Raw genomic sequence first — 14,678 nt, 5'->3', positions numbered from 1 at the left:
GGCGTGATGACTCCCCGTCAGGCCGGCCCGGGCCGGGGACCTCAGGCCGGCCTCAGGCCAGCCGAAGGCCGCCGCGCAGCCCCGACCGGTGCATCGCCGAGGTGTACACCTCGGCGGTACTCGCCGCGGCGGTCTCCCAGCCGAACGCGGCCGCGTGGGCGGCTGCGGCCGCCCCCTGACGGTGCACCAGCTCGGTGTCGGTCACGTACGGACGCAGCGCCCCGGCCCAGTCGCCCGGGTCGTGGCCGCTCACCAGGGCACCCGTCCGGCCGTCCCGGACCGCGACCGGAAGCCCGCCGMCGGCGGCCGCCACCACCGGGGTACCGCAGGCCTGCGCCTCCAGCGCGACCAGCCCGAAGGACTCGCTGTACGAGGGCATCACCAGGGCCGTGGCCGCCCGGTACCACTCGGCCAGCTCGGCCTGGCCGACCGGCGGGTGGAACCTGACCACGTCACAGATGCCGAGCTCGGCCGCCAGCTTCTGCAGGCTCTCCGGCTTGGCCAGGCCACTGCCGGACGGGCCGCCGACCACCGGCACGACCAGCCGACCGCGCAGCCCGGGCTCGCGCTCCAGCAGCACCGCGACCGCCCGGAGCAGGACGTCCGGCGCCTTGAGCGGCTGTATCCGGCCCGCGAAGAGCAGCACGGCAGCGTCCTGCGGCAGGCCGAGCCGGGCCCGGGCGGCCTGCCGGTCGCCGGGGCGGAACACCTCGAGGTTGACCCCGGGGTGCACCACGGCCAGCTGATCCGGCCGGGCCGCGTAGTGGAAGGCCAGCTCGGCGGCCTCCTCGGCGGTGTTGGCGATCAGCCGGTCGGCGGCCTCGACCACCTGGCTCTCGCCGATCACCCGGGCGGCCGGCTCGGGGGTGTCGCCCTCGGCCAGCGCGGCGTTCTTCACCCGGGCCATGGTGTGCATGGTGTGCACCAGCGGGACGCCCCAGCGCTGGGCGGCCAGCCAGCCGACCTGGCCGGAGAGCCAGTAGTGCGAGTGCACCAGGTCGTAGTGGCCGGGCCGGTGGCCCGCCTCGGTGCGCAGCACCGCGTGCGTGAAGGCGCACAGCTGGGCGGGCAGGTCCTCCTTGACCAGGCCCTCGAACGGGCCGGCCGTGACGTGCCGGACCAGCACCCCCGGCGCCAGCTCGACGGTCGGCGCGTCGTCGGAGCTGATCGCCCGGGTGAAGACCTCGACCTCGATGTCGAGCTGGGCCAGCCGCTTGGCCAGCTCGACGATGTAGACGTTCATGCCACCCGCGTCGCCGGTGCCCGGCTGGTGCAGCGGGGAGGTGTGCACGCTCAGCATCGCGATCCGGCGCGGCCGACGGGAGCGGCCACCCACCAGAGCCTGCAACCGCCCCCGCGCGGGGGGCAGAAGCTGGGCACGGCGAGCCGTTCGAGCAGGATGCTGGGTCACCTGCGGAGGCCTCCTTGGTTGCTCCCCGTGCGCCGCCCACGGGCATGTGGGCATTCGTCCAGTGTGACAACCGCCGAAGGTGCGGACGGCATTCCCGACCACCTGGTGGGACCGTCGGACGGCCCCGCCGTAGGCTGCTCGGCATGGCCGCCACGTTCGATCCCACCAGTTCCGCCGCCCGCGGGCGGCGGGACCGACCGGTCGGAACGGTCACCCGGGGCACCACCAACACCAACCGGCTGCGGCGGATGGACCGCTGGATCGCCCACGCCCTGGGGCCCGCCCTGCGCTCCGCCGACCGGCCGCCGGTCGCCGTGGACCTCGGCTACGGCGCCGCGCCGTGGACGGCCGTCGAGCTGGCCGGCCGACTGCGCGCCGTACGGGCCGACGTCCGGACGGTCGGCATCGAGATCGAGCCCGAGCGGGTCGCGGCGGCGCTGCCGTACGCCGATCCGCCGCTGCTGACCTTCCGCCGGGGCGGCTTCGAGGTGCCGTTGGACGGCGGGGAGCGGGCCCTGCTGATCCGGGCCGCCAACGTACTGCGGCAGTACGAGGAGTCGGCGGTGGCGGCGGTCTGGGAGCGGCTGTGCGGACGGCTGGCGCCCGGCGGGCTGCTGGTCGAGGGCACCTGCGACGAGATCGGGCGGCGGCACGTCTGGGTCGCGCTCGGCCCCGAGGGCCCCCGGACGGTCACCTTCGCGGCCCGGCTGGGCAGCCTGGAGCGGCCGTCCGACCTGGCCGAACGGCTGCCGAAGGCGCTGATCCACCACAACGTGCCAGGACGTCCGGTGCACACCTTCCTCGCCGACTTCGACCGGGCCTGGTCGGCGGCGGCGCCGTACGGGGCGTTCGGGGCCAGGCAGCGCTGGGTGGCCGCGTGCGGGGCGCTGGGCGGGAGCTGGCCGCTGGTCGACGCGCGCGGGCGGTGGCGGCAGGGCGAGGTCACGGTGCCGTGGAGTGCGCTGGCCCCGTAGACCGTCCGCTCGGCCGTCAGATCGGTCACCAGATCGGTCACCAGATCGGTCATCCGTTCGACGACCCGTCATGATTCACTCGAACGAGTTATCGAATACCTCTGGTGTGCTGACGCCTCGTCACGCCACCATAGGGACACCGCACGAGCGGCCGGTGGCTGTCCCAGCCCCGGTCAGCTCCTCTGCTCCGCAGCGCGCTCGAATGCCTCGTACGCCTCCCGGCCGAACAGCACGAACCGCACCTCCGTCAGTTCCGTCAGCTCCGACCCACCGTCCGTGAACTCCGCCACCGCCGCGAGGGCGATCCGCGCCGCGTCCTCCAACGGCCACCGGTACACCCCGGTCGAGATCGCCGGGAAGGCCACCGTCCGCGCACCCAGCTCCGTCGCGACCCGAAGGGACTCCCGATAGCAGGACGCCAGCAGCCCGGCCCGCTCCTCGTACTCCTCCGGCAGGTGGACGGGCCCCACCGTGTGCACCACCCAGCGGGCCGGTAGCCGGCCCGCCGTGGTGGCCACGGCCCGGCCGGTCGGCAGGCCCTTGCCGTAGTGCGAGGCGCGCAGCCTGCGGCAGTCGGCCAGGATCTCCGGACCGCCCTTGCGGTGGATCGCGCCGTCCACCCCGCCGCCGCCCAGCAGTGAGGAGTTGGCGGCGTTCACCACCACGTCCACCCGCTGCTCCGTGATGTCACCCTCGACCAGAGTGATCCGCGTCACCGTACCGACCTTCCGTCACATTCCCTGTCGAGCACCGCAGTCGCGGTGCCCGCCGTCAGCCGAACGCTCGGCCACCGCGGCGTGGCAATAGCCACAGAGTCGCCGGTCGGCCGGAGAAAACTCCGGAGATCACGTTATGGTCGCGGGAAGCTCCCCGACACACAGTGCCATGCGGGCACTGCGCGCGGACCTCAGCCGTTGCCCAGTCGGGGAAAGGGAGGACCGACCAATGCCCGCAACGGGAGACGGGCGGGCACCACGTGCCGCGCACCGGCCGGGCGCCCTCACCGAAACGCGCAGCACGCGCGCGGAGGCGGTGGAGGCTGGGCACAGTCCGATACCGCACCCCCGGGCCACCGCCGGCACACCGGACGCCCCGTTCCGGCTGCTGGTGATCGAGAACGACTTCACCGACGCGGCCTTCCTGGAGCAGTTGGTCGCCGACAGCGGCTCGGCGATCGAGCTGCACTGGGCCCAGGGCGTGGCCTCCGCCACCACCCGGCTGCCCCGGCCCGGCTCCCGGCGAGGCCGGGTGCGCGAGGCCGAGTTCGGCTGCGTCCTGCTGGACCTCGCCGACCCGGCCGACCAACGAGGCCCGCTGCAGGGGCTGGAGGGGCTCCGCGAGCTGCTCCGGCACGCCCCGCAGACCGCCGTCGTGGTGCTCACCGACGCGGCCGGGGCCGAGCTGGGCGCCGCCGCCGTGGCGGCCGGAGCCCAGGACTTCCTGATCCGGCACGAGACCGACGGGCCCCTGCTGGCCCGCGCACTGCGGTACGCGGTGGAGCGCAAGCGGGCCGACGAGTCCCAGCGCCGCCTGGTCGAGGCCGAGCTGCGCGGCCAGGAGAACGCCCGCCTCCAGCGCCACCTGCTGCCCACCCCGCTGCTGGACGGCGCCGGGCTCTCCTTCACCCGCCGCTACCGCCCCGGCCGCAGCCGGGCGCTGCTCGGCGGCGACTTCTACGACGCCGTCCGGACGGACGACGGCATGGTCCACGTGGTGATCGGCGACGTCTGCGGCCACGGGCCGGACGAGGCCGCCCTCGGGGTCGCGCTCCGGATCGCCTGGCGCTCGCTGGTCTTCGCCGGGCTGACCGGACAGGCTCTGCTCACCACCCTCCAGCACGTGCTGGAGCACGAGCGGCGCAGCGACGAGATCTTCGCGACGCTCTGCATGATGGTGCTCTCCCCGGCAGAGACCGGCACCCCTGCGGCCCTGACCGGCCGGGACCAGGCCAGGCTCTACCTCGCCGGGCACCCCTCGCCGCTGCTGCTCGGCCCCGGCGGCACACCCACCCTGCTCTCCGCCGACCAGGCGGGCCCGGCCCTCGGGCTGCTGCACTGCGACGACCCCGGAGCCGCCTGGCCCGCCGAGGAGCTGACCCTCGATCCGGGCTGGAGCCTGCTGCTCTACACCGACGGCCTGGTCGAGGGCCGGGTCGGCGCCGGCTCCCGCCGACTGGGCCAGGACGGGCTGGTCGAGCTGATCGGCGACCACCAGGGGGAGCAGCCGGGCGGCTGCTCCCCATCGACGGTGACACTTCGTCACCAGGGCCCGTACGGCCCCATGTTCCGCTTGCTGTCGTTGCCCCGACCGTCCGTCAGCTGCTTGATCGCGGGCCGGACATCGACCATGTAGACGATCGCGGCGGCCAGCCCGACCAGGGTCAGGATGCTGAACACCGCCGCGCCGAGCAGCAGGTCCAGCCCGAGCGCCAGCCCGAGAATGATCAGCCAGAACGGCTTGGTCTTCTTGTCCGCCGCCCGGAAGGCATCCTCCCGACGCGTCACCGCGTCCACGAAGGCGAACAGCTTGAAGCCCACGATCGCCACGGCCAGCCACCAGAACGGATCCAGGTAATCCAACTGCAGGATCTCGGACACTGCGGACTCCTCACTGCGGCTCCGGCGACACCGCCACCCATCCTGGCACGGCCGGACGACCGTACCCGGGACAACGAACCGGTACGCCCGGTTGTGCCCCGCCTGATTTCCAGGCTTCCTCCTGGGCTACTTCTTGGGCTACTTCTCGGCGTCGCCGGTGCTCTTCCGCGCCCGGGGCGCCCGCTTCGGCGCCGGCTTGGCGGCGGGCTCCGAGTCCAGGTCCGACTCCACGTCCGGCTCCAGGTCCACCACCACGGCCTCGACCACGACCTCGCCGTCCACCTCGACCTCGGCGGCCGGCTGCTCCGCCTGGGGAGCCTGCTGGCCCTCCACCACGGCCTTGCCCCGAACCGCCAGCTCCTCGTACGCCTCCTTGGCCTTCACGGCCAACTCCAGCGCCAGCCCGACCTGCTGGAGCGCGAAGCCCTGCGCCTTCTCCTGCAGCCCCTTCAGGTCACCCGGCAGCAGGGAGACCGTCTCGGTCACCTTCGCCTGCGCCTCGACCAGCCGGGTCTGCGCCTCCTGGAGCCGGGCCGTGGCCTTCTCCTGGGCGCCCTTGCGGTCGGCCGCGAGTGCCTCGACCTTGGCCGGCACCTCGCGCAGCTTCTCGTACGCCAGGTCCCCGGCGCCCGCGATCGCGTACAGCGGGGTCGGGTCGCTCAGTGTCTTCTTGATCTCGTCGGTGATCGGCATGACCGGTCCTCCTGCTATCCCTCGACAGTCCGGCGGTCGGCCTGTCCCTCTCCTGTTTTTCCGGGCTCCCCGACGCTGTCCTGATTCTCTTTCAGGAAGGCGTCGTAGACCGCGAGCAGCGCCTGCTTCTGCCGCTCACTGATCAACGGATCGGCCAGGATCGCGGCCCGCAGTTCGAGCCCCTCCCCCTGCCGCTCCTCCAGCATTCCGGCCTGCACGTACAGCGTCTCGGCCGAGATCCGCAGCGCCTTGGCGATCTGCTGCAGGATCTCCGCGCTCGGCTTCCGCAGCCCGCGCTCGATCTGGCTCAGGTACGGGTTCGAAACCCCCGCCACCTCCGCCAGCTGGCGCAACGAGTACTGCGCGTTCCGCCGCTGCTCCCGGATGTACTCCCCGAGCGAGCCGACCTTCAGTGAAGCCATGCCAGCACTCTGCCCCACCCTGCTTGCAATTGCAAGCACAGTGCTAGCACCAGCAATCACCCGGGCACGACTAGCGTCGCCGGAGTACGCCACGGACGAAGGCCGCCTGACCCGCGTGCTGGAGGCTGTCGGAGACGACGCTGACCAGCCGGACGCCCAGCGTCACCGGCGGAGTCCAGCTCTCGTCCACGATCCGGTCGAGGGCCGAACCACTGAGCCCGCGTACGTACGACAGCGTGTGCTCGTGCACGGCGTCGTAGTAGCCGGTGAGCAGTCGGGCGGAGTCGACCCGGACCGCCGCGACCTCGCGGGTGGTGTGCCCGTAGCCGGTGGCGGCCACCGGGAAGGGCAGGCCGAAGCGGTCGTGCCACCCCCGGGCGGTCCAGAGCTGTTCGGTGCCCGCGACGTCGGCCACATGGTCGTCCTGGATCCGCGTCAGGTGCCAGACCAGCCAGGCGACCGAGTTGGCCTTCGCGTTCAGGCGTTCCGCCAACTCGTCGGGCCCGAGCCCGGCCACCGCCCCGTGGACGGCCTCACGGACCCGGCCGAACGCATCGACGAGCAGCGCGGCGCAGTTCATGAGGGCGATCCTTCCAGACACCGGACGCCGCGAGACGCAGGTCACATCCGGCCGTGTCACAGCGGAGCGGGCCGTCTCGTCTCAGGTTGCACAGGCACCGACCACCACGAGGGAGCACCCCATGGACGCGCGACTGAACTTCTTCGCCAACCCGACCGCGGGCAAGGTCCTCAAGCACGTCATGGCGGCGGGCAAGGTGATCAAGGACTCGCCGCTGCCGACCGCCACCCAGGAGCTGGTGGCGCTGCGCGTGAGCCAGATCAACGGCTGTGCCGTCTGCATCGACATGCACACCAAGGACGCCACCGCCGCCGGCGAGAGCCAGGTGCGGCTGCACCTGGTAGCGGCCTGGCGGGAGGCCACGGTCTTCACCGAGGCCGAGCGGGCCGCGCTGGAGCTGGCGGAGGAGGCGACCCGGGTCGCGGACGCGGCCGGCGGGGTCAGCGACGAGGTGTGGGCGAACGCCGCCAAGCACTACGACGAGGAGCAGCTCGGCGCCCTGGTGATCCACATCTGCTTCATGAACATGGCCAACCGGGTGAACATCACCACCCGGCAGCCGGCGGGCAACTACCAGGTCGGGCAGTTCCACTGATCGGACCTCAGTAACCGGCTCGGAGCCCGACAGCGGGCTCCGAGCCCCGAACCCGGGGCGTTTACGCTGGCCCGCGGGTGATCCGGATGATCATCGGAAGACACCTGCTTCAGGGGGATTCGGCGTGAGCAAGATCGAGGAGTTCGAGGAACTGCGGCCGCTGCTGTTCTCGATTGCCTACCGGATTCTGGGCAGCGTGAGCGAGGCCGAGGATGCGGTGCAGGAGACCTGGCTGCGTTTTGACGGTTCGACAACTGTCCCGGCCTCGACCAAGGCCTTCCTGTCGGCTGCGGCGACCCGGATCTCGATCGACGTGCTGCGTTCCGCGCGGGTGCGGCGGGAGGCGTACGTCGGGCCGTGGTTCCCCGAGCCGCTGCTGAGCGATCCGTACCAGGACCCGGCGCGTTCGGCGGAGTTGGCCGACTCGGTGTCGATGGCGGCGCTGTTGCTGCTGGAGCGGCTCAGCCCGTTGGAGCGGGCGGTCTTCCTGTTGCGGGAGGTGTTCGGCTTCGGCTACGACGAGATCGCCACCACGGTGGAGCGGTCGGAAGCGGCCTGCCGGCAGCTGGTGGTACGGGCGCGGCGGCACATGGCGGCCGGGCGACCCCGGTTCGAGGCGGACCGTCTGGAGCGGCAGGAGCTGGCGAGCCGGTTCTTCGACGCCCTTCGCGAGGGCGACGTGCTCGGCCTGCAGGAGCTGCTCGCCGCCGACGTCTCGATGGTCGGCGACGGCGGCGGCAAGACCCCCCAGCTGGCCAGGGCCGTGATGGGCACCGAGAACGTGGCCCGACTGCTCGCTGCCGTCTTCCCCCTGCTGGCCCGGATCGACGTGACCTTCGAGCCGCACGAGGTCAACGGACAGCCGGGCGCGATCTTCCGCGACCGGGACGGCAAGGTGCTCCAGGCCCTGGTGCTCGACGTCCTCGACGGACAGATCCAGGCGATCCGCCTGGTGCTCAACCCCGACAAGCTCGGACACCTGGGCCCGGTGGCGGACGCCTGGGCGATCCACCGCGCGGTACGGGAGGCCCGCCGTTCCGCGGAGTGACCAGCCCGCCGCCTCGCCGCCCCGCCGCTCCGTTCAACGCCGACCGGGCGTCAGATGCCGGGCCAGGACGGCCAGAGCGTCGGCGACCTCGCGCAACCGGGCCGGGTCACTACCGCCGAGGGTGGCGGCGAGGGCGTCGTCGACGGTGGTCGCCCGGATCTCGGCGACCCGGGAGGACGGTTCGGCGGCGGGGTGGATCAGGGTCCGGCGGCCGTCGGCGGGATCGGCGGCGGTGCTGATCGAGCCGGCCTCCCGGAGGCGCGCGACGGCGGTGGAGACCTGGCTCTGCGGAAAGCCGGTGCGGGCCACGATCTCGCTGGCAGTGGTGCCCGGATGGGCGGCGATGTCGGTGGCGACGATCAGGACCGCGCGGGTACTGCCGGGCTGACCGTCGGTGCCGCCCAGGGGCTCCGGGATGGCACTCTCGCCGATCTTCATCAGGGTTCGGCCCAGCAGGAAGAGTTCGACGCCGTTCATGAGGACACGGTACATCCAGATTGATCCATCCATATTGATGCATCTATTTGGATGCACTACGGTGGGAGCAAGCGCAACGGACGGACCGTCAGCGCCCAGAGGGGGAAACCACCATGTCCACCGCCAGCCTCACCGTCCCCGGCGCGACCCTGCACTACGAGGTGCGCGGCACCGGCCCGGTCCTGCTCGTCTCGCAGAGCGGCGAGGGTGACGCCGACCGCAGCACCGACCTGGTGGCGGGGCTCACCGATGCGTACACCGTGGTCACCTACGACCGGCGGGGCCTGTCCCGCAGCCGGCTGGACGAGCCGGAGCGCGGCGCGAGCCTGGCCGAGCACGCCGAGGACGTGCACCGGCTGCTGGCGACCGTCACCGATGCGCCCGCGCTGATGCTCGGGTGCAGCCTCGGCGCCGCGATCGGGCTGCACGTCGCCGCCCGCCACCCGGAGCAGCTGAGCGCGCTGATCGCCCACGAGCCCGTTACCCCACTCCTGCTGGCGTCCGCCGAACGCGCCAAGCACGAAGGGGAGTTGCAGGAACTGCAGCACCACTACCGGCAGCACGGCCTCGGCCCGACCCTGCCCGAGATGGCCCGGGTGCTGGGCATCGACCTCAAGGCGGTGACGGAGCAGGACCTGACGCCGCACCCGATGGACGCCCGCCGGATCGCCAACTTCGACCACTTCATCCGGCACGACTTCAGCGCGATCGTGCACGACACCCTGGAGCCCGACACCCTGCGCACCACCCCCACCCGGATCATCCCGGCCGCCGGGCGCAGCACGCCCCGGAACGTCTTCGACCGCCAGTGTGCGGACGCCCTGGCCGAGTTGGTCGGCGAACAGGTCCGGGAGTTCCCCGGCGGCCACAACGGCAACCTCTCCCACCCGCGCGCCTACGCCCGCCGCCTGCGCGATCTCCTGGCCGAGCTGGGCTGACTCGGCAACGGTCACCTCGGCGGCAGCGCGTCCCACTCGGCCAGGTGCAGGACGCGCAGGTAGCGCTGGGTCTCGGTCAGCCGGGCCGGGTCCAGACGTCGCAGCCAGGGCAGCAGTTCGGCGGCGGCGGGCAGTTCGCCGTAGAAGCCCAGTTTCAGACCGGCCGGATGGTCGTGGACCACCCAGGTGTCGAGCAGGTCCGCCAGATGCCGGTCGGCAGACGGTGTGCGCGTGTCGGCACAGGAGTCGAGCCAGGGTTGCAGAGCCCCGGTGCTCACCGCCATTAGTTCCAGCACCTCGGCGACCGGCATCGGGCTCGGGTACTGGTGCAGGGTCCGCTCCAGCAGCGTCCGCCACACTTCGGCCACGGCCGCCCGTTCGAGTAGCGGCCACGCCTGCCAGCCGGCCTGGCACATCCGGGTCGCCACCAACCCGGAGTCCAGGTGGAGTTCGCCTCGGGAGAAGGTCCGGAGGATCCGTGGCAGCAGGCGGCGGTACAGGGCCGGAAAGTCGTCCCAGTGGTCGGGATTCTTGGCCGCCACGGAGCTGAACAGCCGCTCCGGCAGCTGATCGACCGGTCCGGAGAGCAGCCGGAGGTCGTCCTCGCTGTAGCAGTGCAGGCACCCCACGACAGGGACTGGCCGGTCGGGCCCGAGGACGATGGCGAGGTCGTCGAGAGCCAGGGTCAAACGTTGCTGAAGGTCCGTCATGGCTGCCTGCCGGGGACTCCGTCCGGGCGACCGGCGAAGAGCGCGACGCTACCAGGACGTCCCCCGGTACAGGTGCCCGGGGGACGGCGGCAACGGTCAGGCCCGGAGGGTGCCGGTCACCACCGTGGCGTCGTGGTCCTCGGAGGTGTGGGTGGTGGGGGTCAGGCCGTGGGTGGTCATGGCGGCGGCGGTGCCGGGGGCTTGGTGGGTGCTGGTCTCGATCAGCAGGTGGCCGCCGGGGGCGAGCCACTGGGGGGCTTCGGCGATGACACGGCGTTGGACGGCCAGGCCGTCGGGGCCGCCGTCGAGGGTGAAGTGCGGTTCGTGGTCGCGGGCCTCGGCGGGGAGGAAGGGGATCGCGTCGGTGGGGACGTACGGGGCGTTGGCGACCAGGACGGTGATCCTGCCCCGCAGGGCGGCGGGCAGCGGGGCGTAGAGGTCGCCCTGGTAGACCGTGGCGGTGGCCGGGAGGTTGCTGCGGGCACAGGCGGCGGCGGCCGGGTCGAGGTCGGCGGCGTGGAGTTCCGCCGAGGGCACGGTGGCGGCCAGCACGGCGGCCACGGCGCCCGCGCCGCAGCAGAGGTCGAGGGCGACGCCGTCCGGGCGGAGCAGGGCGGCGGCCGTGACGGCCAGGAACTCGGTGCGTCGGCGCGGCACGAAGACCCCGGCCGTGACGGCGAGCTTCAGGCCGCAGAACTCGGCCCAGCCGAGGACGTGTTCGAGCGGGTGGCCCTCCACCCTGCGGTCGACCATGGCGGCGAGCTGCTGGGGGGTGGTGGCGGTGGCGAGCAGGAGGTCCGCCTCGTCCTCGGCGAAGACGCAGCCGGCGGCGCGGAGGGTGGTGACGATGGTGGCGTACGACATGACAGCGGCCTTTCGAGCGGACGAAGGGCGCCCTCGTGGCCTGCCGGTCAGTGCGGCGGGGCGACGGAGGAGAGCACCCGTACGGGTCGAGCGGTCATGGGTGTCACCTCCGGGGTCGAGTCGTGTACTGCCGAGACCGCACCCTACCAAGCACAGGGCTGAGCCGGTGTCAGGCGCTGCTCCCGTCCTGCTCGGACAGCCAGCGGTAGGTCTCGGCCAGCAGGACGCCCAGGTCCCGGCCGCCGATCCGGATGCCGGCCGGGCCGAGGCCCTCGGTCGGGAAGCCCTCGACCGGGGCCGGGGCGGGCGGGGCGGCGTGCAGGGTGAACTCGCCGTCCCAGAAGCGGGCGAGCGGGTCGGGTTCCATCAGTCGGTTCCGATCGCGTCGGCGGAGAGGGTGACCAACTCCCGCAGGGTGCTGGGGTCCAGGCCGGTGAGCCACTGCTCCTCGGTGGAGACGGCGGCCTCCGCCAGGGCGCGTTTGGCCTCGATCAGGTCGGCGATCCGCTCCTCGACGGTGCCCACGCAGACCAGGCGGCGGACCTGGACGTCGCGACGCTGGCCGATCCGGAAGGCCCGGTCGGTGGCCTGGTCCTCGACCGCCGGATTCCACCAGCGGTCCAGGTGGATGACCTGGTTGGCGGCGGTGAGGTTGAGCCCGGTGCCGCCGGCCCGGAGCGAGAGCAGGAAGACCCGGGGGCCGCCGGGGGTCTGGAAGCGCGCCACCAGCTCCTCCCGCCGGTGCTTGGGGACGCCGCCGTGCAGGTAGAGCACCTCCTCGCCGAGCCGCTCGGCCAGGTGCGGCTGGAGCAGCCGGCCGAACTCGGCGTACTGGGTGAAGACCAGCACCCGGTCACCCTCGGCCAGCGCCTCGGTGAGCAGCTCCTCCAGCCGGGCGACCTTGCCCGAGCGGTCCCCCAACGGCGAGCGGTCGTGCAGCAGTTGGGCCGGGTGGTTGCAGACCTGCTTGAGCTTGCCGATCGCGGCCAGCACGGTGGCCTTGCGCTCGACGCCCCGGATGCCCTGCTCCCGGTGCAGCACGTCGGCGACCACCGCCTGGTAGAGGCCGGCCTGTTCGGCGGTGAGGTTGCACCAGACGGTGATCTCCTGCTTCGCGGGCAGTTCGGCGGCGATCAGCGGGTCGGTCTTCAGTCGCCGGAGCACGAACGGGCCGCTGAGCCGCCGCAGTTGGGAACCGACATCCGCGCTGCCGTGCTGCTCGACCGGCACGGCGAACCGCTCCCGGAACGACTCCGTGCTGCCGAACAGGCCCGGATTCGCGAAGTCCAGCAGGGCGTGCAGCTCGGACAGCCGGTTCTCCACCGGCGTGCCGGTGAGTGCGATCCGGTGCACCGTCACCGGCAGCGAACGCAGCGCCCTGGACTGGGCGGTGGCGGAGTTCTTGACGTACTGCGCCTCGTCCGCGACCACCCGCCGCCAGCTGGTCCCGGCCAGCTCCCGGGCGTCCCGCTGGAGCACCCCGTACGTGGTGATCACCAGGTCGGCGGCGGGAATCGACGAGCCGCGCTCGCTGCCGTGGTGGACGTGCACCCGGAGCATCGGTGCGAACCGGGCCGCCTCGCGCTGCCAGTTGCCGACCAGTGACATCGGGCAGACCAGCAGGGTGGGGCCGGTCGCGGTGCCCGCGTGCTGCTCGGCGGCCAACAGGGCCAGCGTCTGGACGGTCTTGCCGAGGCCCATGTCGTCGGCCAGCACGCCGCCCAGGCCCAGCCGGGCGAGCGCGTGCAGCCAGGCCAACCCCCGTTCCTGGTACGGGCGGAGGGTGGCGCCGAAGTCCGGCGGCAGGGCGGGGGCAGCGGTGTCCTGGGTCCGGCCTGCCAGCAGTTCGCCGAGCGGTCCGGTGGCGGTGACCTCGGTGACCGGGAGGCCGGCGACGGTGGCCGCCGGGTCGAGGGCGAGCCGGAGCAGCTCGGCGGTCGGCAGCGAGCCGGAGCCGTGCCGAGCCAGGAAGCCGACGGCGGCGGCGATCTGCCCGGCATCCACCTCGACCCAGCGGCCGCGCAGCCGGACCAGGCCCTGCTGGGCGGCCCCGAGGTCGGTCAACTCCTGCTGGGTGAGCCTGACTTCACCGATCGCCGCCTGCCAGCGGAAGTCCACCACGGCGTCCCGGTCGACCTGGGCGGCCCGCTCCACCGTGCCGGGCGGTGCGGTCCTGGTGGCGGTCAGGGCGAGGCCGAGGGCGGGCCTGCGCTGCCACCAGGCGGGCAGCAGGACGCCGAAGCCCGCCTCGGTGAGCGCGGGTGCGGCGTGGCGCAGGAAGTCGAGTGCCCCCGCCCGATCGAGTTTCAGACCGGTCGGACGGCGGCCAGGGCGCAGTTCGGGCCGGCGGAGGGCGGCCCGGTCCAGTTCGGCCAGGTAGCTCTCCACCGGGTCGGCGAGCTGTCGGGCCAGGGCGGCGAACGCCGGTCCGCCGTCCAGGAGTTCGGCGGCCGGGATCAGCAGCGAGGGCTGCTCGACCACCTGGATCAGGAAGTCGAGCTGCCAGTCGTCGTCGGACGGCCGCCCTTCGGGGCTGTCGTCGGCGGGCCCGAGCGGTTCGGAGAGCCGGAAGCAGAGCCGGACCGGGCTGTCCGCCGGGGGCGAGCCCGCCAGCCAGACCGCCAACTGTTCGCGCAGCTCGGCGATTTCGTCAGCGGGCGCCTCGAACCGCCCGTCGGCACGGTGCAGCGCGGCCCACCAGGCGGCTGACGCACCGTCGGCAGCGGGCACCGCCGCCTCGTCCAGCGCGGTCCTGATCTCGTGGTCGACGAAGCGGTCGAGCAGTTCGGCGACCAGCTCCGCCGCGACGGTCCGGCCCTCCGCCAGCACGGCCGGCGGGCAGCCCCGGACCAGCGCGTCCGCCTCCCGCCGGTCGGCCCGCTCCGGGGCCGGCTGCCAGTGGGCGTACGGGGCGCCGTCCCGCTCGCGCACCACCGGCAGCGCCCTGCCTCGGCCCGCCAGTCGCCAGGCGAGGTCGTGGACAGCCGTCAGCCAGCGCAGCGAGGCACCGTACGCGAGCTCCACCGACCCCTCGACGCCCGGGAGTTCGAGGCTGGCGCCGGACCAGTACGGGTCGAATAGCTCGCCGAGCAGCTGGGCCGCCTCGGGCTGCGGGAAGAGCAGCACCGGCACCCGCCAGGCGGTCAGCGAGACGCCCCGGCCGGTGGCGCCGATCGGCAGCTGCGGGGAGGGGGKGGGGGCGCCGCTCAGGCTGGGCAGCCGCAGGGTGCTCCACCGTTCGGGGGCCTGTTCGGCGAGCCAGCCGGGGCCGGGGCCGAGGGCGGCGAGCAGCCGGGCCACCTCGGCGGCCGGAGCCGCGAACGGGTGCGCGGTGGCGGCCACCGGCGCGGTGGCCGGGCGGTGCAGGCG

The 14,678-nt window shown here is 73.2% G+C and carries 16 protein-coding genes; 5 read left to right on the top strand and 11 right to left on the bottom strand.

The genetic code is table 11. From position 1 onward, the window contains the following. Positions 1 to 52: 52 nt before the first annotated feature. Positions 53 to 1,411 carry a D-inositol-3-phosphate glycosyltransferase gene (gene mshA, locus ACXJMZ_RS18635; RefSeq protein ID WP_457031184.1) on the bottom strand — a complete coding sequence of 453 codons (1,359 nt, stop codon included), beginning with the start codon at positions 1,409 to 1,411 and terminating at the stop codon, positions 53 to 55. A 143-nt stretch (positions 1,412 to 1,554) separates the two neighbouring features. Between mshA and ACXJMZ_RS18630 the strand changes: the two genes are divergently transcribed. After that, entirely contained in the window at positions 1,555 to 2,385 is an 831-nt protein-coding gene (locus ACXJMZ_RS18630) for a class I SAM-dependent methyltransferase (protein ID WP_457031183.1), read from the top strand. 173 nt (positions 2,386 to 2,558) lie between these two features. On the opposite strand, the gene ACXJMZ_RS18625 is transcribed toward ACXJMZ_RS18630, so the two are convergent. Continuing rightward, positions 2,559 to 3,101: an O-acetyl-ADP-ribose deacetylase gene (locus tag ACXJMZ_RS18625; RefSeq protein ID WP_457031182.1), complete on the bottom strand. Its 543-nt coding sequence runs from the start codon at positions 3,099 to 3,101 to the stop codon at positions 2,559 to 2,561. Positions 3,102 to 3,330: 229 nt separating this feature from the next. Here ACXJMZ_RS18625 and ACXJMZ_RS18620 point away from each other — a divergent pair, with 229 nt between their 5' ends. Next, on the top strand, positions 3,331 to 4,737 hold the full coding sequence (locus ACXJMZ_RS18620; RefSeq protein WP_457031181.1) for a PP2C family protein-serine/threonine phosphatase: 1,407 nt from the start codon (positions 3,331 to 3,333) through the stop codon (positions 4,735 to 4,737). Here the strand turns inward: ACXJMZ_RS18620 and ACXJMZ_RS18615 are convergent. From ACXJMZ_RS18615 to ACXJMZ_RS18600, 4 genes are all read right to left on the bottom strand, one after another. After that, a complete protein-coding gene (locus ACXJMZ_RS18615) occupies positions 4,644 to 4,973 on the bottom strand; it encodes a DUF2516 family protein (RefSeq protein WP_457031246.1) in 330 nt (109 codons plus the stop codon). The genes ACXJMZ_RS18620 and ACXJMZ_RS18615 overlap by 94 nt on opposite strands. A 147-nt stretch (positions 4,974 to 5,120) precedes the next feature. Continuing rightward, positions 5,121 to 5,675, bottom strand: coding sequence for a hypothetical protein (locus ACXJMZ_RS18610; protein ID WP_457031180.1), 555 nt, complete (start codon positions 5,673 to 5,675; stop codon positions 5,121 to 5,123). A gap of 14 nt (positions 5,676 to 5,689) precedes the next feature. Then, the gene (locus tag ACXJMZ_RS18605) at positions 5,690 to 6,097 is read right to left on the bottom strand and encodes a helix-turn-helix domain-containing protein (protein ID WP_457031179.1); all 408 of its coding nucleotides are present in this window, start codon (positions 6,095 to 6,097) and stop codon (positions 5,690 to 5,692) included. Between the two features lie 70 nt (positions 6,098 to 6,167). Continuing rightward, on the bottom strand, positions 6,168 to 6,677 hold the full coding sequence (locus ACXJMZ_RS18600; protein WP_457031178.1) for a mycothiol transferase: 510 nt from the start codon (positions 6,675 to 6,677) through the stop codon (positions 6,168 to 6,170). Between the two features lie 121 nt (positions 6,678 to 6,798). On the opposite strand from ACXJMZ_RS18600, the gene ACXJMZ_RS18595 reads away from it, so the two are divergent. Both ACXJMZ_RS18595 and ACXJMZ_RS18590 read left to right on the top strand, forming a co-directional pair. After that, on the top strand, positions 6,799 to 7,272 hold the full coding sequence (locus tag ACXJMZ_RS18595; RefSeq protein WP_457031177.1) for a carboxymuconolactone decarboxylase family protein: 474 nt from the start codon (positions 6,799 to 6,801) through the stop codon (positions 7,270 to 7,272). 124 nt (positions 7,273 to 7,396) lie between these two features. After that, positions 7,397 to 8,320 (top strand): RNA polymerase sigma-70 factor, encoded by a 924-nt coding sequence (locus tag ACXJMZ_RS18590; protein WP_457031176.1) that lies wholly within the window; start codon positions 7,397 to 7,399, stop codon positions 8,318 to 8,320. Between the two features lie 33 nt (positions 8,321 to 8,353). Here the strand turns inward: ACXJMZ_RS18590 and ACXJMZ_RS18585 are convergent, their stop codons facing one another. Further along, complete coding sequence (locus ACXJMZ_RS18585) at positions 8,354 to 8,812, bottom strand: MarR family winged helix-turn-helix transcriptional regulator (RefSeq protein ID WP_457031175.1); 459 nt, start codon at positions 8,810 to 8,812, stop codon at positions 8,354 to 8,356. Positions 8,813 to 8,910: 98 nt separating this feature from the next. Here ACXJMZ_RS18585 and ACXJMZ_RS18580 point away from each other — a divergent pair, with 98 nt between their 5' ends. Then, complete coding sequence (locus ACXJMZ_RS18580; protein ID WP_457031174.1) at positions 8,911 to 9,735, top strand: alpha/beta fold hydrolase; 825 nt, start codon at positions 8,911 to 8,913, stop codon at positions 9,733 to 9,735. Positions 9,736 to 9,746: 11 nt separating this feature from the next. On the opposite strand, the gene ACXJMZ_RS18575 is transcribed toward ACXJMZ_RS18580, so the two are convergent. The 4 genes from ACXJMZ_RS18575 to ACXJMZ_RS18560 all read right to left on the bottom strand — a co-directional run. After that, on the bottom strand, positions 9,747 to 10,445 hold the full coding sequence (locus tag ACXJMZ_RS18575) for a hypothetical protein (RefSeq protein ID WP_457031173.1): 699 nt from the start codon (positions 10,443 to 10,445) through the stop codon (positions 9,747 to 9,749). Positions 10,446 to 10,541: 96 nt separating this feature from the next. Continuing rightward, a complete protein-coding gene (locus ACXJMZ_RS18570; protein WP_457031172.1) occupies positions 10,542 to 11,309 on the bottom strand; it encodes a putative protein N(5)-glutamine methyltransferase in 768 nt (255 codons plus the stop codon). A gap of 169 nt (positions 11,310 to 11,478) precedes the next feature. Further along, complete coding sequence (locus ACXJMZ_RS18565) at positions 11,479 to 11,676, bottom strand: hypothetical protein (protein ID WP_457031171.1); 198 nt, start codon at positions 11,674 to 11,676, stop codon at positions 11,479 to 11,481. Further along, a partial coding sequence (locus tag ACXJMZ_RS18560; protein WP_457031170.1) for a DEAD/DEAH box helicase occupies positions 11,676 to 14,678 on the bottom strand: 3,003 nt, incomplete at its 5' end. The genes ACXJMZ_RS18560 and ACXJMZ_RS18565, both read right to left, overlap by 1 nt.

It is taken from the genome of Kitasatospora sp. P5_F3, assembly GCF_054049135.1.
Note: the sequence above shows the minus strand (reverse complement) of the source record. Positions and strands in the feature narration are given on the sequence as shown.

Excerpts from the sequence above, each read along its gene's own strand:
- ACXJMZ_RS18630 (WP_457031183.1), top strand. The coding sequence starts at position 1,555 with ATGGCCGCCACGTTCGATCCCACCAGTTCCGCCGCCCGCGGGCGGCGG.
- ACXJMZ_RS18565 (WP_457031171.1), bottom strand. The coding sequence starts at position 11,676 with ATGGAACCCGACCCGCTCGCCCGCTTCTGGGACGGCGAGTTCACCCTG.
- ACXJMZ_RS18570 (WP_457031172.1), bottom strand. The coding sequence starts at position 11,309 with ATGTCGTACGCCACCATCGTCACCACCCTCCGCGCCGCCGGCTGCGTC.
- ACXJMZ_RS18575 (WP_457031173.1), bottom strand. The coding sequence starts at position 10,445 with ATGACGGACCTTCAGCAACGTTTGACCCTGGCTCTCGACGACCTCGCC.
- ACXJMZ_RS18595 (WP_457031177.1), top strand. The coding sequence starts at position 6,799 with ATGGACGCGCGACTGAACTTCTTCGCCAACCCGACCGCGGGCAAGGTC.
- ACXJMZ_RS18600 (WP_457031178.1), bottom strand. The coding sequence starts at position 6,677 with ATGAACTGCGCCGCGCTGCTCGTCGATGCGTTCGGCCGGGTCCGTGAG.
- ACXJMZ_RS18605 (WP_457031179.1), bottom strand. The coding sequence starts at position 6,097 with ATGGCTTCACTGAAGGTCGGCTCGCTCGGGGAGTACATCCGGGAGCAG.
- ACXJMZ_RS18585 (WP_457031175.1), bottom strand. The coding sequence starts at position 8,812 with ATGTACCGTGTCCTCATGAACGGCGTCGAACTCTTCCTGCTGGGCCGA.
- ACXJMZ_RS18620 (WP_457031181.1), top strand. The coding sequence starts at position 3,331 with ATGCCCGCAACGGGAGACGGGCGGGCACCACGTGCCGCGCACCGGCCG.
- ACXJMZ_RS18580 (WP_457031174.1), top strand. The coding sequence starts at position 8,911 with ATGTCCACCGCCAGCCTCACCGTCCCCGGCGCGACCCTGCACTACGAG.
- ACXJMZ_RS18610 (WP_457031180.1), bottom strand. The coding sequence starts at position 5,675 with ATGCCGATCACCGACGAGATCAAGAAGACACTGAGCGACCCGACCCCG.